Annotated in this window: 19 protein-coding genes; 6 read left to right on the top strand and 13 right to left on the bottom strand. The window is 45.6% G+C overall.

The window, feature by feature from the left end; translation table 11 throughout:
• Nucleotides 1–123 precede the first annotated feature (123 nt).
• The 6 genes from pgmG to Q0241_RS15870 all read right to left on the bottom strand — a co-directional run bounded on the left by pgmG (nucleotide 124) and on the right by Q0241_RS15870 (nucleotide 6,296).
• On the bottom strand, nucleotides 124–1,497 hold the full coding sequence (pgmG, locus tag Q0241_RS15895) for a phosphoglucomutase/phosphomannomutase PgmG (protein ID WP_299379211.1): 1,374 nt from the start codon (nucleotides 1,495–1,497) through the stop codon (nucleotides 124–126).
• 38 nt (nucleotides 1,498–1,535) lie between these two features.
• Nucleotides 1,536–2,861, bottom strand: a complete 1,326-nt coding sequence (locus Q0241_RS15890) for a UDP-glucose/GDP-mannose dehydrogenase family protein (RefSeq protein ID WP_299379209.1) — start codon at nucleotides 2,859–2,861, stop codon at nucleotides 1,536–1,538.
• 44 nt (nucleotides 2,862–2,905) lie between these two features.
• Entirely contained in the window at nucleotides 2,906–3,778 is an 873-nt protein-coding gene (gene galU, locus Q0241_RS15885; RefSeq protein ID WP_299379207.1) for a UTP--glucose-1-phosphate uridylyltransferase GalU, read from the bottom strand.
• A 63-nt stretch (nucleotides 3,779–3,841) separates the two neighbouring features.
• Nucleotides 3,842–4,591: a DnaJ domain-containing protein gene (locus Q0241_RS15880; RefSeq protein ID WP_299379205.1), complete on the bottom strand. Its 750-nt coding sequence runs from the start codon at nucleotides 4,589–4,591 to the stop codon at nucleotides 3,842–3,844.
• Between the two features lie 39 nt (nucleotides 4,592–4,630).
• On the bottom strand, nucleotides 4,631–5,362 hold the full coding sequence (locus tag Q0241_RS15875) for a VWA domain-containing protein (protein WP_299379203.1): 732 nt from the start codon (nucleotides 5,360–5,362) through the stop codon (nucleotides 4,631–4,633).
• A 91-nt stretch (nucleotides 5,363–5,453) separates the two neighbouring features.
• Nucleotides 5,454–6,296, bottom strand: a complete 843-nt coding sequence (locus Q0241_RS15870) for a division plane positioning ATPase MipZ (protein WP_299379202.1) — start codon at nucleotides 6,294–6,296, stop codon at nucleotides 5,454–5,456.
• A gap of 247 nt (nucleotides 6,297–6,543) precedes the next feature.
• Between Q0241_RS15870 and Q0241_RS15865 the strand changes: the two genes are divergently transcribed.
• Nucleotides 6,544–7,446, top strand: coding sequence for an EamA family transporter (locus Q0241_RS15865; RefSeq protein WP_299379200.1), 903 nt, complete (start codon nucleotides 6,544–6,546; stop codon nucleotides 7,444–7,446).
• A gap of 94 nt (nucleotides 7,447–7,540) precedes the next feature.
• Here the strand turns inward: Q0241_RS15865 and Q0241_RS15860 are convergent, their stop codons facing one another.
• On the bottom strand, nucleotides 7,541–9,832 hold the full coding sequence (locus Q0241_RS15860) for a methyl-accepting chemotaxis protein (protein ID WP_299379199.1): 2,292 nt from the start codon (nucleotides 9,830–9,832) through the stop codon (nucleotides 7,541–7,543).
• 146 nt (nucleotides 9,833–9,978) lie between these two features.
• Between Q0241_RS15860 and nth the strand changes: the two genes are divergently transcribed.
• The 4 genes from nth (at nucleotide 9,979) to Q0241_RS15840 (ending at nucleotide 13,303) form a co-directional block, all read left to right on the top strand.
• Nucleotides 9,979–10,632 (top strand): endonuclease III, encoded by a 654-nt coding sequence (nth, locus tag Q0241_RS15855; RefSeq protein WP_299379197.1) that lies wholly within the window; start codon nucleotides 9,979–9,981, stop codon nucleotides 10,630–10,632.
• 197 nt (nucleotides 10,633–10,829) lie between these two features.
• A complete protein-coding gene (locus Q0241_RS15850; protein WP_299379195.1) occupies nucleotides 10,830–11,390 on the top strand; it encodes a LemA family protein in 561 nt (186 codons plus the stop codon).
• A gap of 29 nt (nucleotides 11,391–11,419) precedes the next feature.
• Entirely contained in the window at nucleotides 11,420–12,451 is a 1,032-nt protein-coding gene (locus Q0241_RS15845; protein WP_299379193.1) for a M48 family metallopeptidase, read from the top strand.
• Nucleotides 12,452–12,547: 96 nt separating this feature from the next.
• Nucleotides 12,548–13,303 carry an SDR family NAD(P)-dependent oxidoreductase gene (locus Q0241_RS15840; protein WP_299379191.1) on the top strand — a complete coding sequence of 252 codons (756 nt, stop codon included), beginning with the start codon at nucleotides 12,548–12,550 and terminating at the stop codon, nucleotides 13,301–13,303.
• A gap of 119 nt (nucleotides 13,304–13,422) precedes the next feature.
• Here the strand turns inward: Q0241_RS15840 and Q0241_RS15835 are convergent, their stop codons facing one another.
• Complete coding sequence (locus Q0241_RS15835; protein WP_299379190.1) at nucleotides 13,423–14,445, bottom strand: hypothetical protein; 1,023 nt, start codon at nucleotides 14,443–14,445, stop codon at nucleotides 13,423–13,425.
• Nucleotides 14,446–14,993: 548 nt separating this feature from the next.
• On the opposite strand from Q0241_RS15835, the gene Q0241_RS15830 reads away from it, so the two are divergent.
• On the top strand, nucleotides 14,994–16,385 hold the full coding sequence (locus Q0241_RS15830; RefSeq protein WP_299379188.1) for an aldehyde dehydrogenase family protein: 1,392 nt from the start codon (nucleotides 14,994–14,996) through the stop codon (nucleotides 16,383–16,385).
• 67 nt (nucleotides 16,386–16,452) lie between these two features.
• On the opposite strand, the gene Q0241_RS15825 is transcribed toward Q0241_RS15830, so the two are convergent.
• From Q0241_RS15825 to rfbF, 5 genes are read right to left on the bottom strand one after another with little or no spacing between them, the layout of a single operon-like run.
• Entirely contained in the window at nucleotides 16,453–17,373 is a 921-nt protein-coding gene (locus tag Q0241_RS15825) for an NAD(P)-dependent oxidoreductase (protein WP_299379187.1), read from the bottom strand.
• Nucleotides 17,370–17,903: a dTDP-4-dehydrorhamnose 3,5-epimerase gene (gene rfbC, locus Q0241_RS15820; RefSeq protein ID WP_299379185.1), complete on the bottom strand. Its 534-nt coding sequence runs from the start codon at nucleotides 17,901–17,903 to the stop codon at nucleotides 17,370–17,372. Before rfbC ends, Q0241_RS15825 begins: the two co-directional genes overlap by 4 nt.
• Complete coding sequence (locus Q0241_RS15815; protein WP_299379184.1) at nucleotides 17,900–19,132, bottom strand: class I SAM-dependent methyltransferase; 1,233 nt, start codon at nucleotides 19,130–19,132, stop codon at nucleotides 17,900–17,902. Before Q0241_RS15815 ends, rfbC begins: the two co-directional genes overlap by 4 nt.
• Nucleotides 19,129–20,187 (bottom strand): CDP-glucose 4,6-dehydratase, encoded by a 1,059-nt coding sequence (rfbG, locus tag Q0241_RS15810; RefSeq protein ID WP_299379182.1) that lies wholly within the window; start codon nucleotides 20,185–20,187, stop codon nucleotides 19,129–19,131. The genes Q0241_RS15815 and rfbG overlap by 4 nt, the downstream gene beginning before the upstream one ends.
• 16 nt (nucleotides 20,188–20,203) lie before the next feature.
• Nucleotides 20,204–20,977 (bottom strand): glucose-1-phosphate cytidylyltransferase, encoded by a 774-nt coding sequence (gene rfbF, locus Q0241_RS15805; RefSeq protein WP_299379181.1) that lies wholly within the window; start codon nucleotides 20,975–20,977, stop codon nucleotides 20,204–20,206.
• Nucleotides 20,978–21,315: the final 338 nt, after the last annotated feature.

Here is a 21,315-nt window from a genome sequence, read left to right as displayed (position 1 = left end):
GAACCGCGTCTTCTCTCCGTTCAGTCAAGAACAAAATTTACGCAAAAAAACCGGACAAAGTTTTTGTCCGGTTTTTTATGTTCTGTGTTCTGGATAGATAGCCCTTAACAGCCATCAATACTTTCAATTCGGAATAGCAACGTCGCTCTTCAATAATTGCTCAGCAAGCTGTGCCTGTAATCGCTTCAAGCCCTCTTCACTAGATGCCTCACAACGGGCAACCAGAACAGCTTGGGTATTAGATGCACGTAACAGCCACCACCCATCAGCTGTATTGACCCGAACCCCGTCAACAGAAACTACATCAGCTTTTTCTTCGGCCAGACGTGCAGCAACTTCGTCAACAACGTCAAATTTGCGAGTATCAGAACACTCAAACCGCATCTCAGGTGTATTCACTGCCTTTGGAAGTGATTTCCGGAATTCCGCAAGCGACAAACCTTCTGTTTCGAGAAGGTTCAAAACGCGAACGGCAGCATATAAGGCATCATCATAGCCATAATAACGATCGGCAAAGAAAAGATGCGCTGACATTTCCCCCGCAAACGGCGCCCCAAGTTCAATCATTTTTGATTTAATATGAGAATGACCCGTTTTCCACATAACAGGCTTTCCGCCTGCTTTTTCAACCTCATCAAAAAGAACCTGGCTGGCTTTTACATCGGCAATAACCGTAGCACCGGGAAGATCTTTCAATACACCCTTGGCAAGGAACAGCATAATCTGATCCCCCCACAAAATTTCGCCTTCGGAATCAACCAGACCAATCCGATCACCATCGCCATCAAAAGCAATGCCAAGGTCTGCTTTGTTCTCAGAGATCCCTTTTTGCAAATCAATAAGGTTTTCCGGAACCGTCGGGTCGGGATGGTGATTTGGAAATGTTCCGTCGATTTCAGCAAACAAAAGTTCATGCTGTCCGGGTAGTTGTGCCGTCAGTGCCGTCATGGCTTCGCCCGCTGCGCCATTGCCTGCATCCCAAACAACTTTCAAATTACTTTGCTTGAACTGTACTTCTTCAAGAAGTCGGGCAATATAAGCATCGAAGATAGGATGTTCGATATACGCGCCTTCCCCTTCTTCAAAATCACCAGACTTTGCGACACGATCAATTTCTTTGATCTGTTCGCCAAAAAACGCCTGTTTGTTCTGTACAAGCTTAAAGCCGTTATGATTCCCCGGATTATGAGATCCGGTGATCATGATACCGCCATCGACAGGCAAGGTATAGGCCGCAAAATACAGCATCGGCGTCGGCCCCTGACCAACACCGTAAACACTAACCCCTGATGCTCTCAAACCTTGCGACAGCGCCTCGGCGAGAACGGGGGAAGATGTCCTTCCATCATAGCCAACGGCAACCTTGTCTCCACCAGCGCGGCGAATAATGGTCCCAAAGGCCCTTCCTATCGCGGTTGCATCAGCAGCAGAAAGTGTTTCACCGATGATACCTCTGATATCATATTCACGAATGATGGTTGGATCAAAATTATACAAGGCGATCTCGTCAGGTTTAGAGTTTTAAAACGTAAACTTTATTTAACAGAAAATGCAGAAAGCGGGCGACCAACACAAAGGTAGTCAAAACCAGCTTCTTTCATCTCGTCCGGATTATAGATATTGCGCAGATCAATCATAATCGGCGAGGTCAACAGCCCTTTGACACGCTCCAGATCAAGCCGACGGAATTCATTCCATTCTGTCACAATAACCAGTGCATCCGCATCTTTCATAATCTCATAGGCGTTCTCGCCATAATCGACATCAGACAAGAGTTCAGCAGCCTCGACCATACCTTCAGGGTCATATGCGCTAACTTTTGCACCATTTTCCTGTAAATGAGGAATAATATCCAGGCTCGGCGAATCCCTCATATCATCTGTATTTGGCTTAAACGTCAGCCCTAGAACAGCAATCTTCTTGCCTGAAACAGAACCGCCACATTGGGCAATGATCTTTTCGGCCATTTGACGCTTGCGCACACTGTTATAGGAAATAACATCTTCAACCAGACTGACAGGCGCACCAAACTCGCGTGCTGTATAGGCGAGAGCTTGCGTATCTTTTGGGAAACAGGACCCACCATATCCAGGACCAGCGTGAAGGAATTTTCGACCGATACGACCATCCAGGCCAATGCCTTTGGCGACCTGATGCACATCGGCGCCGACTTTTTCACATAGATCTGCCATCTGATTGATAAAAGAGATCTTTGTCGCAAGAAAAGCGTTCCCCGCGTACTTAATCAGTTCCGATGTTTCCAACTTCGTAAACAAGATAGGCGTTTCGATTAGATATAACGGACGATAAAGTTCCGCCATCACGTCTTGCGCACGTTTGGTTTCGGCACCAATCACAACCCGATCAGGGCGCATAAAATCATTGATCGCCGCCCCTTCGCGTAAAAATTCCGGGTTAGAGACAACATCAAAATCTGCGTCAGGCCGCGTTTCACGAATAATGCGCTCTACGGCACGCCCTGTACCCACAGGCACCGTCGACTTTGTTATAATGACCTTATAGCCATCGATGACTTCAGCAATTTCTTTTGCGGCCTGATAAACATAGGAAAGATCGGCCTGGCCATCATTTTCACCGGGTGGGGTTCCCACAGCGATAAAAATAGCATCCGCATCTTTAGCCGCAGCTGCAAGATCAGTAGAAAAAGTCAACCGGCCTGCTTCGGCGTTATTTTTGACAAGCGTATCCAAGCCCGGCTCGAAAATTGGAATCACACCGTTTTTGAGGCCCTCAATTTTGCTCTCGTCTTTATCGACACAAACAACATCAGTTCCAAATTCGGAAAAACAGGTTCCGGATACCAGACCAACATAGCCGGTACCAATCATTGCAATACGCATTTATTACTCCTTAGGATACTTGCGACAAAGTATCCGCCATCATCTTAATTTGAATATTTTTTCAGAATATCACGCATGCGACCACCAAGGTCCTCGCGTTCCAGAGCAAAGGCAATCGTAGCTTCCAGGAACCCGGCCTTACTGCCACAATCAAATCTGGTTCCCTCAAACCTCAAACCATGAAAATCAACATTATCAAGCGTTGCGGCCAAAGCATCTGTAAGCTGTATTTCCCCGCCAGCTCCGCGCTCTTTTTTATTCAGCTCAGCAAAAACAGAGGGGTCTAACACGTACCGTCCAATAATTGACAGTGTAGAAGGAGCATTCTCTGGTGCAGGCTTTTCAATCAGGCTCCGGGCTTTTGCCAAAGGACCATTTTCCGAGACAACATCCAGAATACCATAGCGATTGGTTTGCTCTCTTGGAACATCCATAACCGCGACCAAATGTCCGCCCGTGTCCTGATAATTATCAATCATCTGTTTGAGACACGGCGTACCAGCCTGTATCAAATCATCCGCAAGCAAAACGGCAAAGGGTTCATCCCCAATTGCATTGCGGGCACACCAAACGGCATGTCCCAACCCCAAAGGTTCTTGCTGGCGCATATAAGTTACACTGCCTGCTTCGAGAAGTAAGCTCGTCAAATCTTTGAGTTCTTTTTCTTTACCACGACTTTCAAGAACAGATTCCAGCTCATATTCGCGATCAAAGTGGTTTTCTATTGCCGTTTTTCCCCGCCCCGTAACGAAAATAAACTCTTCAATTCCCGCAGCTTTGGCTTCTTCTACAGCATATTGGATCAAAGGTTTATCAACAACAGGCAACATTTCTTTGGGCATTGCTTTTGTTGCTGGTAGAAATCGGGTTCCTAGTCCCCCGACAGGGAAAATCGCTTTACGAACGGGTCGGCGCATAGAAGCCGCACTCCTCAATAAATTTAAAATTAGTTATGTCTTTGCCATAGTAAAGGTGGAAACTCAACCAGCGCCATTCAAAAGAATTTCTTTGGCTTGATTAACCTGTGTAGCAAGATAGGTGCTACCGCCATGATCCGGGTGTAACTTCTGCATCAACTTCCTGTGTGCCTGTCGGATTTCTTCTGCCGATGGCTTTCCTTTTAACCCCAAAATTTCCAATGCTTTCTTTCTATCCATATGGCTATCCATATGGCCTCTTGTCTGCTTATCATCTGTGTCATCATCCGCCTCACCTTGGCCCTGTGCACTTTCGCTCTCTTTACTCGTCCAACTCTCACCAAAGCGCCTTGAAGCGTATGCCGACAACAATTCGGCAGACTTGTGATCCTCCACACAGTAATCCCGGTATAACTCTTCTAGCTCACCAAGTTTCAATTCAGACAACCAATGTCCTTCATGATCCCCGCTCAGCACCAATCCATCCATTTCTCCGCTATCATGATCCAGATTCATTTTGAGAAACTTGGTCACCACTTCTGAACTCTGCCCTGCGGTCCCGCCTGCCGCTGCCTTCATACGCGAAAACAAAGCCCGTGAACGCAATAACAGCGGAAGAAGCAAGGGTACCGCAGCAAGCACCATGAATATTCGCCCAGTGAAGAGCAAAAATAGGGCGATAAAGAGACCAATTATGGCAAGGATAACTTTGATCGTTTTCAGAACCGTTGTCGGATTTGCCCGGCTGTACCAACGGGCCAGAAAAATTGACCCTAAGAACAATCCTACACCAAGAATAAAATAGGCAATCACGTTTAAAAGCTCCGTCGATTTTTTATTGTATTATGTTGCTCATTCAGGGATTTGAGCGAGTAGTTTTGCCGTCATTGTTTTGTTTTTATTTTTTTGCGAATAATCAACCAAGGCCTTTCGCCCACCAACAGCAAAAACAGCAACCGCAGCTAACAGATCTTTTAGCTGTTGGGCAGCACCATCATTAAAAGGGCAATAAGCCCCGCCCGATAGCCTTGCAAATTGTTTAAAAGCAGTTTGAACAATGGGATCACCACCTTCGTGAAACATAAAACATGGAAGCCCGTGTAATCCCAATTGTCCGGCAAGATGACCAAGGGTATCTATATCTTCTTCCATTGCATCCCCGACAAAAACCAGGGCATTTACTTTCTTCTTAGTGGTCTCTTTAACAGCACGTTTTAAGACTTTTTCAATTTGCGTACTTCCGGCCAAACAATGAACAGATGTCATTAACCTCGTTAGATGATCGGTATCACTTACCCAAGTCGATGCCTTACATTCACCAAAGCCGCGATAAAAAATCAATTGAATTTCCAAATCACCAACACGGCCTGCTTCTTTGAACATCATTGCCTGAATATGACAGGCTTGGTCCCAAGTCATCTGCCGACTTGCTGTTGCATCCAAGGCAAAAATAAGACGTCCCTTTGCCGAGGTTGTTTTCGGAAGACGCGCAAGCTTATCCAGAAAAATATCTACCTCTTTATCTGTAGATTTTTTTGCCGGGGGCGCCGACTTTCCTGATATAGCTGGCTTTCTCTCTGGCAACGAAAACTCCTCTACCATGGCGATGAGCAGAAAAAGAAACTTTCGATACTATATAGTTATCTATCCTCAAAATCATAGCCTTGATCATAACCTATGTTTCCTTTGAGGACGCCTCTTTTCCCAAACCAATAGTGCTCAATAAAGAGCGTACTTCCTGACGAGCTGCGACGTGGCTCATGCTCATCGTAACACCCGTACCTTTCTGATCCAGATCAAGCAAGGTAAGCCCCTTGGGAAACAGCTCTCTGAAAATAACACGTTCACCAAAGCCCGATGCTAACCGGAATTGTAAGCGTTTTGCCAAGTGTTCCAGCAAAATTCCCATGTCTCTTTTGTTTTTTGCATCAATATGGGAAAGCCTGTTCCTCATCACCACCCAGTCGATGGGTTTTTTACGTTGTATAGCCCGTTGTTGGCGTTGTTCCCACACCATTTGGCTATAGGTACTTGGTGTCAGTTTGAGTTCGTCGTCCTCGACTTCTACCTTTGCCAGCATATCCATATCAAGAAAGCTGTCATTTAATGGGGTGACCAAAATATCCGCATAGCTATGGCCAAGCCGTGACAGATAATTATCACTCCCCGGCGTGTCAAAGACAATAAAATCCAGTTCCCAAAGTTCCGTCATCGCCTGTTCAAGGTTCTCGCGATCTTCGGTTTCACTTTCTTCTGTCGTTGGCGCCTGAGAACGGTATACGCGCCTGTGTTCAGGCATGGGAATTGAACTGTCTGTTCCCTTCGCGAAACTAGACCTGTTCTCAAGATACCGGGATAAAGTGCCTTGTCTGGCATCAAGATCGATCGTCCCTACCCGGTATCCCTCTTTTAAAAGAGAAACAACAAGATGCATTGTCGTTGTGGACTTACCTGATCCGCCCTTTTCATTGCCGATGACCACAATTTTGGGACGATGTTGCACGTTCTGCTCAGTCATAAAAAAGTATCTAGTTCAAAATAATAACAGTTACAGACTATATGCCTTTTAAGTGCTTATAAAGCCACAAAGAATAAACAGATGCGGTATATTTTTAATTTTTACCACCCGAAGTTTCTTACCGCTATCGTACAAATCCTATTTTTTCCTTGCGCATTCTCAGGCAAGAGGCAAAAGCTGTCACTAAACAAATACGATCCCGGTAATAAATACGCTTCGGCTAACAAATGCTTTTCAGGACTTCATAATGCGCGCACCAACATTTTGGGATTTTTTACTGCTGACATCCTTGGCAGCTATCTGGGGTTCCGCCTTTTTAGCTATAAAAATTACAGTTGAGGATATCCCCCCGGCAACCATAGCCGCAGGCCGCCTTCTGGTCGCAACTGTTGTCATCTATGTGTATATGCGTTCTCGATCTCTGAGCCTACCGACAGACAAAAAATTCTGGCATCAGATCATCCTCATAAGTTTCTTCAGTATGGCTGCCCCTTTTGCAATGATCAGCTGGGCCGAGCAGTATATCAGCTCGGGCCTCACCGCGATCCTGATGGCAACAGGGCCGCTGATCGCCCTAATACTCTCACACTTTTTTAGTACGGATGACCGGTTTACGCTGTTTAAATTTCTGGGTGTCCTTGCTGGTTTCGCAGGTGTCATAGTTGTTTTGGGCTTGGAAACCTTTTCAGGTATTGGGGATAACTTTTACGCCCAGATCATCACAATGCTTGCTGCCATGTGCTATGCCTGTTCCGGAATTTTGGTGCGAAGAATTAAAGAGAAATCGAACACTGTTGTAACAGCATCAATTTTGATATCCGCCACCGCGCTAATTTTACCTGTAAGCCTGATATTTGAAACGCCATGGGTTGCAATCGCATCCAGTGAAACCAATTCCATTCTTGCCCTTCTATACCTAGGCCTCATTCCAACCGCTCTCGCTTTTATCCTCAGGTTCTATCTGATCAGGGAAGTCGGCGTAACCTTTGCTTCCTATGTCGGCTATCTCGTTCCATTTTTTGGCGTTTTGTGGGGCGCCTTATTCCTTGGGGAACGATTACCCTCGACAACCATAATAGGCTTATTACTTATTTTGGCCGGTATCGCAGTCAGCAGGCTACATTTTAAAAAGTTGCAAAAAAACACATAGCCTTAAAAACACTCAACGCCATAAGGTCCGGAAACAAAAAATGCTGGGAACAGAGTATGTTCCCAGCATTTTGCAAGCGTACAAATTTTGACTTCTACGCGCTCTGAATTTCCTTAAGGAAGTTCTGCACTTGGGAATTTAAACGATCCCCTTGTGTTTTTAGCTCATCAACAGCCGTCATCACCTGATCCGAAGCCTGCCCCGATTTATCCGCAGCCTGACTCACACCAGAAATATTGGCTGAAACTTCTTGTGTCCCTCGCGCAGCCTCTTGAGTATTACGCGCGATTTCTTGTGTTGCCGCCCCTTGTTCTTCCACTGCAGCAGAGATACCAGAAGCAATTTCGTTAACCTGATTAATAATCTTGCTGATACCCTCGATATCATCAACAGCAGATCCTGTTTGGCGCTGCATCGCAGCGATTTGCTCTGAAATATCTTCTGTCGCCTTAGCCGTTTGATTGGCAAGTGATTTAACCTCAGAAGCAACAACAGCAAAGCCCTTGCCAGCTTCTCCTGCTCTTGCGGCTTCGATGGTTGCATTCAAGGCCAGCAAATTTGTTTGTTCCGCAATATCATTGATCAAGTGAACAACTTCACCAATTTTTTGCGCCGCATCAGACAGTTCCTGAACAGTCTGACTTGTTTTGGTTGCTTCGCTAACTGCGCGACTGGTTACATTCGAAGATTCCATAACCTGCCTGCTGATTTCATTAATTGACGCAGACAGCTCTTCAGCTGCTGAAGCAACTGTTTGAACATTTGTCGATGCCAAATCAGAGGCCGAAGCAACAGCAGTGGACTGTGCTTTTGTTTCATCAGCAATTGTTGACATCGTAGAAGCCGTATCGCCCATACGGCCTGTAGAGCTTTGAAGTCCCGAAAGAACCTCTCTCACCTCACCATCAAAACGCTCAGCCAATTCTTCCAAGCGTTTAGCACGGGCTTCACGTTCCTGACGTTGCACTCGACGCTCAGCTTCATTGCGTTCGTTTTCGATCAAATTCTCTTTAAAGACAAGAAGTGAGCGCGCCATTTCACCAACTTCGTCACGATTATCAACCGCAGGAATATCAACCTCTTTATCCCCTTCAGACAAACGTGTCGTTACATTGGTAATTAAACGAATGGGGCCCGTCAGGCTTCGTAGAACCACAATGCCAATACCCACCATCAGAATAAAAATCACAATGGCTGCACCAATAATCAAGCTACGAATAGAAGATGCATTTTCGTCAGCTTCCTGTGATACTTTTTTAACATCCGTAGAAACTGCCTCGACATCGGCTGATACCTTAGTGACTCGTTCCGAAATAACAGCTAATTCAGCTTTGCTCAAATCCGCCATCTGGCTAATCGGGCCTCTGAGTTGGCCAAAAGCTGCAACCAATTGATCTGTGCCACCATCAAAGCTGAGGGTCGTATTTGCAAAATTTTCAAAATCCTTCAAATAAGTGGCAACCAGTTCTTGAATTTTTTTCTTCTCTTTTTTCGAAAGCAAAGCATATTTCACATTACGAAGGAATTTTTTGCCCTGTTTAAGGACGGCTTTCATATCGTCCTGTTCATGCGTAATAATAAAAGTCTTCTCAACGGTACGAATAGCCGTCATCTCACCAGCAAGCTTGATAAGATACGGGGCTTTCAAGCTATCTTCGATCGCAAAAGCTGAATTGTTAAGCTTCCCTTTTAGGCCAGCATTTTTTGTCATACCCAGGGTAGATTTATCTTGAACAACAACCCCGAAACCATCTTCGTAAGCACGTAACCTTTTTTCCAGTTCCTGTGCCGCAGCTTTGATTTCTTCGTTTGTTGCCCCTTCCTTCAGCTCTTTCAACTTGGCATTTACAATATCCATTTCCTGAAAGAAAAGGTCTTCAAATTTTAGATCGCTTTTTAATAAGAAATCTTTTTCGTTCAAGGCAAGACGGTTGATATTAACTTCAATCTCATCAACTAATTTTTGAACGTGCTGAGACTCTTCCAACAGGCTCTGGTCCTTAGCCAGTAACTCTTGGCTTTGCGCCAGTTTCACCTGGTTCTGGGCCAGTTGCTCACGGCTTTGCGACAGAAGAACATCACCCACAAAATAAATTGCACAGATAACCCCAAGGGCAATAATACCCAGCAACATCAAGGAAGATATTCTTGTTGTTACAGAAAAGTTCCCAAGGAATGTTGTTCGAGGTGCGTCTTCTAACTCAGGATCTGCCCCAAACTCTGCTTCATGATCAGGTTCGTCTTGCCGATCCTGATCACTCCCCTCTTCTATTTTCTTTTCGTGCCCATCAACGTTTTCTTGGGCTTGAAGCACATCTGAATTGGCATCATCAACGATGGCTTGTTCTTGGTTTTCATCTGTATTTTTGTTTTGATCTTCTGACACGACTTGACCCGACCTTATTAACAAGTCTCTTTACGAGAGAATTATACTGTTGCTTTTATAGCAGTTAAGACGATTATTCGTGGTGAGCGTTAACATAAAGTATATCAAAAGCTAAAATTCCCTGAATCTTCGAGATAAATGAGAAAATGTTAAAAAAAGATCGCGTTGAATATATAAACAAGCGTCTGAAAGAAATTTATCCCACCCTGCCGATTCCACTAGATCATACTGATTCCTATACATTACTGGTTGCTGTCCTTCTTTCGGCCCAATGTACGGATGAACGCGTTAACAAAATTACGCCCGCTCTTTTCGCCCGTGCTGACAATCCCTATGACATGTCCAAGGTGCCTGTTGAGGAAATCAGAGCAATTATCCGCCCCTGTGGTTTATCTCCACGTAAATCCAAAGCCATTTCAGAATTATCTAAAATATTGATCGACAAATATAACGGCATCGTCCCCCAATCGATGGAAGCATTAGAAGAGTTACCTGGTGTTGGTCACAAAACCGCAGGCGTCGTTATGTCACAAGCCTTTGGCGTGCCATCCTTTCCCGTTGATACTCACATCCACCGCCTTGCACAGCGATGGGGATTAACCAATGGGAAAAATGTAGAACAAACGGAAAAAGATCTGAAACGTGTCTTTCCGAAAGACCGTTGGAACGACCTTCATCTGGAAATCATTTATTATGGCAGAGAATACTGTTCGGCACGTGGCTGCGATGGAACTAAGTGCGAAATTTGCACAACTTGTTACCCCAACAGAACAAAGCCAGTGAAAACCAAAAAATCGTAAAGAATTACAATCGTCTTTGTAAACAGCCTAAACCGCAAAACAACAAACAAGACAAATGGAACGTTTGGGTAAACAAGCTGACTCAATATTCAGTCGATGAACACACTTGCAACTTGATTTTCAAGGAAAAATGCTCAAATCTAAGCTGTATTCTATCGCTTTTCTGATCTTGAAAGCGTTTTATCCAAGGGGGAATCATGACTGAATATATTGTTCTAGCTATTGTCGTCGCCGCAGGTTTTTATGCCATCACTGTTTATAACGCCCTTGTTGCCGGACGCAATTCTGTTGAAAATGCCTGGAAGCAGATTGACGTACAGCTAAAACGTCGACTAGACCTGATCCCTAATCTTATTGAAACCGTAAAAGGTTTTATGGCACACGAAAAAGACGTTCTCACCCAAGTGACCGAAGCGAGAACCCGTGCTTACAATGCAGATTCCAAAAGTGAAGCCATCGAAAGCAACAACCTGTTATCAAATGCAACAGCAAACTTGCTGGCCGTTATGGAGAACTATCCAGATATAAAATCACAACAAAGTGTTAGTGATTTAACCGAAGAGCTGACATCAACAGAGAACAAAGTCGCTTTTGCCCGGCAACACTATAACGATATTACAACAGCCCAAAACAATCGCATACAACAGTTTCCTTCAAACATCTTTGCTTCATTTTTTAAATTCAAACTCGAAGATCTTTGGGAGCTTGACGAAGCAACCCGGACAGCAGCCCAGGAACCACCGAAAGTATCTTTCTAAGATACCTTCCCTTCCTATAGGCTTTATAGATGTCATTAGATACTCTTGCTCTGATTTCTACAGATTTTAAATCGGCACAAGCACGGAATAAGCGGAACTCATTTATTCTGTGTTTTATTATGATTTTTACAGCTACGTTTCTTGGCTACATATCCGGCTGGGCAGCAGAGATCTTTACCGGGACACATCCAGCATTAAAGTCATCGCCCTATGATGCTGATGTTTTTCAGCTCTTGCGACGAACCGCCTTAAGTGATTGGGGACTTTTGGCAGCGGCCGGAATGGTCGTCTTTTCAATTCTAGCTTTGATTTGGACCTACTACGCCGCCGACAAAACCTTATTGCATATGAACGGAGCGATAGAGGCAGATTACAATACTTACGAAGATCTACATAATGTGGTCGAAGAAATGGCCATTGCTTCTGGTCTCCCCAAACCTGCGGTTTATATCATTCCGGATGCTGGAATTAATGCCTTTGCCACAGGGCTGCGGCCAGACAAAGCGTCAGTAACCGTCACCACAGGCCTATACGATGTTATGTCCCGTGATGAACTTCAAGGCGTCATCGCTCATGAAATGGCACACATCCTTAATCGAGATGTTCAATATGCTGTTCTCGTCGCTGTCGGCGCCGGGCTCATCGCTGTGTTTGCTGAAATAATGACACGGATTAGTCGGATATTCTTTTATTCTGGCTCCTCAAAATCGAAAAAAGATAGTAAAGGCGGTCATGGCGCACTTCTTATTATCGTAGGTGTCGTATGGCTTCTTGCTGCCATTCTTGCCCCGCTTGTTGCCTATCTTGTTCGCATGGCAATCTCTCGAGAACGTGAATACCTTGCCGATGCAACGGCCGCGCAGTTAACGCGCAACCCCAAAGGACTGGCATCTGCGCTTGGCAAAATTGAAGGCCATGCACATCTAAAAGAAAAGAATGCGGCAACAGAACACCTTTTTATCATCAACCCGAACAGATCGTTCAGTGAGCTTGCCAGCGACTTAACATCGACACATCCCGCAACGTCATTGCGTATTGAACGACTTATGAACCTGAAATAGCTGTCATCAACACCAACTCTTTACAGGTACAGGACAAATTTTTATTGCTCAGTCCTGAAGTATTATTTTAATCAACAGTCATTAAATGAGGCTCCGATGAGTTTTTCAGGAAAAACAGCAATTATTACCGGTGCCGCAGGTGGTATGGGACTTAACATCGGCCTTGATCTTGCCAGCCAAGGCGCGAATGTAGTTCTTGTTGATATCAAGCCAACCACAATAAATCTTAATACGCACAGTCATAAAGAGCTGATTAATTTTGAGCTGGGCGATGTTACAAGCTCTGAATTTGTAAAAGGCGTTATGGATAGGGCTTTTGAGGCAACCGGACGAATTGATTACCTTGTAAATGCGGCTGGGGTTCTATGGTTTGACAAAGACCGATCTACAGAAGAAACCAACTTGGATGCATGGGATCGCATCATGGAAATTAATCTCAAATCCATGATCATTACCTGTCGCCACGCCATGCCACATATGCGGAAGAATGGCTCAGGGGCGATGGTACATATCGCTTCTATCCAGGCAATGCGGGGGGATGATAAACCACAAGTGGCGTACCAGGCATCAAAGGCCGGTATTATTTCCCTTTCCAAAACAGTTGCCCTTGAAGGTGCCAAAGACAGCATCAGGTCAAATTCTATATTACCTGGCCCCACCGTATCGCCAATGCAGGAAAGATGGATAGAAAACCCGGAAACTCAACGGATGACTGAAACCGTTATTCCACTTGGGCGCGCAGGCACAACCCAAGACATTACCGATGCAGCTCTTTTTCTTTTATCAGATAAAGCCAGCTACATAACGGGTACTGAACTGGTTGTAGATGGCGGATTGTTGGCCAGACCCTAACAGAAATAATCAAAAGAGATAAAATAAAATCAAGGGGCTGAAACCAGCCCCTTGATTTGCCCGTAGGTGCACAACACATGCACACTGCTTCCCGGGATTTCTCCCGAAACTTGACTTATTCAAGTATTAATATCAGTTCTATTTCTCTCACCACCAAAAGCGTCAGCAAGAAGCTGTCGAACACCGTCTTTTCCTTCAAATTCAGTACCACGGGCTCCATTAAAAAGTTGACCTATAGGGACCAGTAAATCCGCCTTCAAGCGGGTTACGTCATCTCCACTCTTTTCTGATGCGGGAATGTCTTCTCGACCACGAATGGTTAACAATGGGCCATCTTTGAAAAGCGGCTCTAATACATTTTTGTTTTCTTCTTCTTTATCTTTTTCAGGACCTGTCACCAGTTTACGGATTAATTCACTAAGTCCTTGCCCTTGGTTATCAAGCAACAGATTATCCCCGGCCTCGAGAAGGTTACCCCCTTCAAGTCCATTCATAACCTTTCCCAATAACGCGTTTGCACCCGCGGCAGAACCGGACTGAGCGACAGCTCTTGTCCGTGTTATTTCGGCTTGAACCGATGCAAAGTTAAACGACAGCTCACCTGTTGTATTGTTCACATAAATATCCAAGGATTGAACAGCCAGATAGCTTTGTTCTCTTGTACCCGATGCTGTTCCATCAGCTCCGGCATAGGAAATTGCCGTCCTGGAGCTTGTCGCTACGGACTGCTCAAAAGAAAAACTGAATTCATCGGAATTTTTTGCAGACTCTTTAATAGAATTCACCAGATTTTGCGCAAATTCCAAAGCTGCTTCTTTTGTATTACCCAAGCGCTCGAAGACTTCGGCAAGCGTTCCGACAATAGAATCAAGTGCGGCCCCCAAAGTACGCTGAACGGCTTCTGAGGGTGTTAAAGCACCTGATTGAGCATCATCGCCCTGATTACTGTCTTTTAATAAACTTTGCGGAACATCAATCTGGTCATCAATTACAGGGCGCTGGGACTGGCCTGTTGTATTTTGAAGATCTGTACCTTTGCCTACCAAATCCCGAGCCTTATTTTGGTCAGCGAGTTCCTGACCTCGAAGACCACGAAGGGTATCAAGACCTTGTTGTAATAAGCCTAGTGCGGAAAGAGCCATTTTCTCCTCCTGAGGTCGCCCCAATCTTGAGCAAGATGGTCAAGTATGAGGATCGAGCTACATGCTCCGACAATATGTTTGATATATTAAAGTATAAAACTTTATTGTTAACGATTTCTTAATTCCATTTGCAGCCAATAATTTTGACATGAGAAAGGTTAACGGCCTCTTATCCAAACAACCCTATCAAGTTTATACCTTTAGTAACCATCAATTCGCCGACTTTACAGAGTTACCAAGTAATGATTTAAGAGATTGCTCTTCTGGAAAACCCTAGGAGACGAACCTTACTTATATTCTTTATCTATTTCCAGCTCAGTATGAGTCGCTTATTGAACATTGATTATGTACAAAGTTGGCTGTCAAAAACTAAAGTGTTATATAAAGTATAATTATCAGTCAGACACATACAAGCCATGCATTTTTTGCGCATAGCCATGCATAAATTGCATATCTGGGCTTCCGCTGGCACATCTTGTCGCAGGCTCTCGTTACCTTTAAGAAGGTTTCACAAAATATACTCCACAACACCAAGGAGAGCCCCTTCCATGAGCCAATTGTTAAAATGTATCTCACCCGTTGACGGGTCCGTTTACGTAGAACGCCCGCTATCAAGCGATAGTGATATTCAGGCAGCCCTGGACAAAGCCGTCGCGGCCCAGAAAAGCTGGCGCAAAGTGCCGATCAGCGAAAAACAGGCCTTATTGAGCAAGGCTGTTGACTACTTTGTTACTAACAAAGATGCCATTGCCGAAGAAATTACGTGGCAGATCGGTCGTCCGATTTCACAAGCTCCCGGCGAAATCGGTGGCTTTGAAGAGCGCGCGCGCTATATGATCGACATTGCGCCGGAATCACTTGCTGACCAGAACGTTGGTGATAAAGAAGGCTTCACACGCTTTATCCGCAAAGAAGCTCTCGGTGTCGTTTTTGTTGTCGCACCTTGGAACTTCCCATTGATGACAGCCGTTAACTGCATTGTTCCTGCCCTTTTGGCTGGCAATACAGTCCTTCTGAAGCATGCAGCTCAAACACCGCTTTGTGCAGAACGTTTTAGCGCAGCATTCAAAGCAGCAGGCTTGCCAGACGGTGTTTTCCAGCACTTACACATGGGCCATGATAGCGCTGCGAAACTTATCGGTTCTGACGGTGTTGATTTTGTCAACTTCACTGGTTCTGTTCCTGCTGGTCACGCCATCCAAAAAGCCGCATCTGGACGCTTCATTGCCACAGGCCTAGAACTCGGCGGCAAAGACCCTGGTTATGTACGTGCGGATGCAAACGTTGCCTATGCTGTCGAAAGCCTCGTTGATGGCGCAATGTTCAACTCTGGCCAATCCTGTTGCGGTATCGAGCGCATTTATGTGCACGATTCCGTATATGACGACTTTGTATCCGGTGCTGTCGATCTTTTGAAACAGTACAAGCTGGGCAACCCGACAGACACAAACACAAACATGGGCCCTGTGGTTAAAACCAGCGCCGCTGAATTTGTACGTGGCCAAGTTGCCGAAGCGGTTAAAGCCGGCGCTGAAGCGTTGATTGATCCAGGTTTCTTTGCAGCTGATAAAGAAGGCACTCCATACCTTGCGCCTCAGCTTGTTGTTGGCGTTGATCATTCCATGCGCGTGATGAACGAAGAGAGCTTTGGCCCAGTCGTCGGCGTGATGAAAGTTTCCTCCGACGAAGAAGCCATCAAACTGATGAACGACAGCGAGTTTGGTCTAACAGCTTCTATCTGGACTGAAGATGCAGACGCCGCCTTGGCAATCGGCGACGACATCAACACGGGGACATGGTTCATGAACCGTTGTGATTATCTTGATCCAGCATTAGCCTGGACAGGTGTCAAGAATTCTGGTCGCGGCTGCAGTCTTTCAAAAATAGCATACGAACATCTGACCCGCCCGAAATCTTTCCATCTACGGACTAAGATTTAAAATTAACTAAAAAGGCCCGAACACAGCGTTTGGGCCTTTTCTTATGTTACTGACACTTAAAATACGGTTACTCGTTTTGTGTGATCATTTTTTGCCAATACTTAATCACATCCGACAGCCCGCTTTTCAGAGAATACTCAGGCACGAACCCGACCTCATCCGTTAAGCGTTGATTTACGCCGACCAAATTAAGGGGCTCACCGGCTCTATCGGGGAAAGCCCCTGGCTTTAGCAGCTCAGATTTTCCAATGAGCTCCCCAATCATTTTTGCAACATCAATCAGCTGAACACCTGTACCGCTTGAAATATTAACCGCTCCCAGTACATCCGACATCGTTAAAGCAGCAAAAGCACGTCCAACGTCTCTGCTATCTAAAAAATCTCTCACTTGAGAGCCAGATGACATCTTAGCTTCACAATCATCGAGCAAAGAAGTGATAATAGAAGGTACAAATCGCGTGCCTGTCTCTCCCTTACCATAAAGCAAGAATACGCGCCCCCAAGCAAGGCTATGCGTCTGATCACTTAAGCTCTCAAGCGCACGAAAACAATCAACCTTACATTGCCCGTAAACGGTCCCTGGAAGCAAAGGGCTGTGAAATTCATCCAGCGGACTTTCTGAGGTTTTGGCAGACCAATCATATTCTGCACAACTGCCCGCACAAACAGCTCGGTGCCCGCCTTGCTCCCAAAAAGATGTCACAAGATTTATGCTTTGCTTCTTCCAGAGATAATTGCTTTCTGCATTCCAAAAATGGCCGTGCTCAGTCTCCCAAGCCAGATGAAGTAAATACTCCGCACGGGCTTCTTTGACTATTCTCTCAGGCTCGCCTTCTTTTAGAAGGTCACCATACAAGAAGGCACCAGACGTTTTTGCCTCAACTTGTTTTCGCGTAACGAGAATAAGTTCATGTCCTGCATCTTCCAATGCCTTGACTGCATGTTGGCCGATAAATCCCATCCCACCTGTGACAAGAATACGGCTCATGAAACAACATAATCAGGGTAATTTGCGTCACGGTCGGCAATAATCTTTGGTTCAAAAGGCCATTCAATCGCAAATGCGGGATCGTTCCATCGCTGTCCACCAGCCAAATCGGGCACAAACTCCTCACCCATTAAATAAAGTAGTTCGCTATCATCCTCTAAGGTCAAAAATCCATGAGCACAGCCACCGGGTATTACCAAAGCCTTGCGATTGTCGGCTGTCAACGCAGCACCATACCATTTTAGGTACGTCGGAGACTCTTTTCTCAAATCAACCACGACATCCCATACCGCGCCACGAATACAGCGAACCACTTTGGGGTCAGGTTTAGGGGCAGTTTGATAGTGAAGCCCCCTAAGCGTGCCTTGAGATGTGTTTCCAGATAAATTAATTTGTCGAACTGAAAATTCTATTCCGTTCTCGGCAAACAGTTGGTCACAAAAGGCCCGCGCGAAGAACCCTCTTTCATCCCCAAAGGTCGTAAGCTCAGTTAAAAAGAGCCCATCAACATCTGTCTGCTCAAATTTCAAGAAATCACCTCCGTCGTCGGCACAGGTACAACAAACTTACATCCCCATTCACTTACATAGGATAGAGACGAGGATATTTCATCCCTCAGATTCCACGGCAGTATCAGGATATAATCCGGTTTGAGTTCCGCGATTTCTGTTGGCGCAATAACTGGAATACGACTTCCGGGTAACAACGTATTTTGTTTATGGGGATTAAGATCAGCAACATGGGAAATCAGATCCACACCCACACCACAATAATTCAGCAAAGTGTTTCCCTTAGCCGCAGCTCCATAACCAAGAACCGATTTACCTTCATCCTTCGCCTTGTGAAGAAAATTCAACAGTTCTTCGCGGAGCTTTCGAACTCTGGGTTCAAAATTTTCATAGCCAGCAAGGCTATCCAGATGAGCCGCTTTTTCCTTTTGACGAATAAGATGCAGATTCTCAGTTTCAGTTCTGTCACTTGCCTCCTTACAAGCCCAGACACGATAAGACCCACCGTGAGTTTCCAGTTCTTCAACGTCAAATACACGCAGCCCGTTCCGTTCAAAACATTTCTCGATAGCAAAAAGAGAAAGGTACGAAAAATGCTCGTGATAAATGGTATCAAACTGAACTTTTTCGATTAAGTTCAGCAAGCTTGGAAACTCAAAACTAACCGCACCATCGTCTGCAAGAAGAACTTCAAATCCAGAGACAAAATCATTAATGTCCGGTACATGTGCCAGTACATTATTGGCAGCCATCAAATCCGCTGCCCCGTGTTGTTCCTTAACTTTACGTGCCGTTTCGCGGCCAAAGAATGCAACCTCTGTCGGCACTGATTTTTTTCGCGCTTCTTCAGCAACATTAGCCGCAGGCTCTATACCAAGAACCCGGATGCCATTTTGAACAAAGTGCTGAAGCAAATAACCATCATTGGAAGCAACTTCAATCACCAGGCTTGATTTATTTAAACCAAAGCGTTCGGACGATTTCTTCGCATACTTTTTCGCGTGTTCTACCCAACTGGATGCATAGGAGGAAAAATAAGCGTAGTCAGAAAAGATATCTTCAGGCGGCACGACATCTTCGACCTGAACCAAGAAGCATTCGCTGCAAACCCGAGCGTGGAGCGGGTATTGTGAATCAGAGATGCCTTCCTTACCCTTTTCGACATAGGAATTAGCCAAAGGTGTTTTACCCAAATCAAGAAGGGTATGCTTCAATTCCGTACCGCAAGAGCGGCAAGTCAATATGCTCATTCGTTCGCCAATAAAGTTTGGAAAGTTTCAATTTGTTGCTGCGTAATGTTTTTAACACAATTACCCACAGCGTGTTCTTTATGCCAGGAAACGATCCAGTTCAGGGTTTCGTCCAGATCAAGGCGGGGATGCCAATTCAAGCTTTGTTCTGCTCTGGAAATATCAAGGGCAAGTGCATGCGCTTCCGCGGGCTGCTCTTTCCCTTCCAACAACCAGGAATTTTCACCGCCCCATAGATCAAGCATTTTTTCGACAACAGTCTGCACATTGTCAGAGCCATGCGGGCCAAAATTTAAGGCCGGCAGTGTCATTTTTCCCGTCGCCAAAGCCTGCGCATAAAGCAAGTACCCACCAAGAGGCTCAAGAACATGTTGCCATGGACGCGTCGCCAGTGGATTACGAAGAACAATATCCTTTTGTTCGTAAAGAGCTGTAACAAGATCAGTCATCAAACGATCTTCGGACCAGTCTCCACCACCGATAACATTTCCGGCCCGCGCAGTCGCAACAGGAATTCCTTTATCCGCAAAATAACTTCGCGCAAAACTGTGAGTCACAATTTCCTGACATCCCTTAGACGCGCTGTAAGGATCCTTACCACCCAACGCATCGCCTTCTGAAAAAGGAACACCTCTTTCATCATTTTCATAAGCCTTGTCACTGGTCACAACCAGCACAGATTCAAGAGATCGACAGCGTCTTAGTGCGTCTAACAGGTTTGCCGTGCCCATAACATTTGTCTCGAAGCTTTCTAGTGGGTCACGATAACTCCGGCGAACCAAGGCCTGTGCAGCCAGGTGCAGAACGATTTGTGGCTGGTGCTTTTCGACAACTTTCTGTACATCCGAATAACTTCGCAGATCACCAATAACGCTCTTCTCGTCATTGTGTGCCAAAAGTGTATGAAGGTTCGGATCGGTTTCCGAAGCAAGAGAGAACCCGACGACATTGGCCCCCATGGTACGGAGCCATTGATTAAGCCATGCGCCTTTAAAACCTGTATGACCAGTCAGTAAAACCCGCCGACCACGCCAAAACTCAGGATCAAACTTCATGATTTAACCCCATGTTTTACCCCCAGATTTTCCAGGGCGCGTCCCCTTTGGCCCAAAGCTCTTCGAGTTCCTGGCGTTCGCGCAAGGTATCCATCGGTTGCCAAAAACCACGGTGAAAGAATGCTCTCAACTGGCCTTCATCAGCCAACTGCATCATCGGTTCCGACTCCCAATGCGTGTCATCGCCTTCGATTGTGTCGATAACTTTTGGGTCCAAGACAAAAAAACCACCATTGATCCACCCCCCATCTCCTTTTGGTTTCTCGGAGAAGCCGTTGACATCGGAACCCGTCAATTCTAGTGCGCCGTAGCGTCCAGGGGGTTGTACGGCGGTAACAGTCGCCAATTTGCCATGGGTTTTGTGATCAGCAATCAGTTTCGTAATATCGACGTCCGCAACGCCATCACCATAAGTGAAGCAAAAACATTCCTCATCTTCGACATAGGGCAGCACCCGCTTAAGCCGGCCACCTGTCATCGTTTTTTCACCTGTGTCCACCAGCGTCACGCACCAGGATTCGCTCGTCAGTTGCTTAACTTCCGTCTTATTTGTGGCAAGGTTCACTTCGATGTCGGATTGATGAAGGAAGTAATTAACGAAATACTCTTTGATCAAATAGCCCTTGAAGCCGCAGCAGATAACAAAATCATTGATGCCATGTGCTTCGTATATTTTCATGACGTGCCAAAGGATCGGTTTGCCACCAATCTCGATCAGCGGTTTGGGGCGCAAATTCGTCTCTTCACTAATGCGGGTACCAAAGCCACCCGCTAAAATGACAGCCTTCAAAATACGGTCCAATGCAAGCGAGGAAACGTTGCTGTTTGATTAGGGTTGAAACCATGAACTGTCCAGCCCCACTGCGGGTTCAAAGAATTTGACCACCTTGATGTCGAATGGTCTCGTGAACGGAAATTCCAAGAGGATGCCAATAGTTTCAATAATCGTTTCACAGCAATGACAACACTTGTGGGAAGCTTGAATTTCCTTTCGAAATAACAATCTGGTATGCTTCAATCTGGCTCTTGGCAAAGAGAATGAGGGATAGCTGTGTTGCGGTCAGGCCTCCAAAACCGTAGGTCGTAGGCTCACATGCTGCCGCCTCACCAACTTATGTTTCGGATCGG

The sequence above is a fragment of the uncultured Kiloniella sp. genome (assembly GCF_937128705.1).
Classification (GTDB): Bacteria; Pseudomonadota; Alphaproteobacteria; order Kiloniellales; family Kiloniellaceae; genus Kiloniella.
The sequence above is the reverse complement of the archived record's forward strand: the minus strand, read 5'-3'. Positions and strand labels throughout refer to the sequence as shown.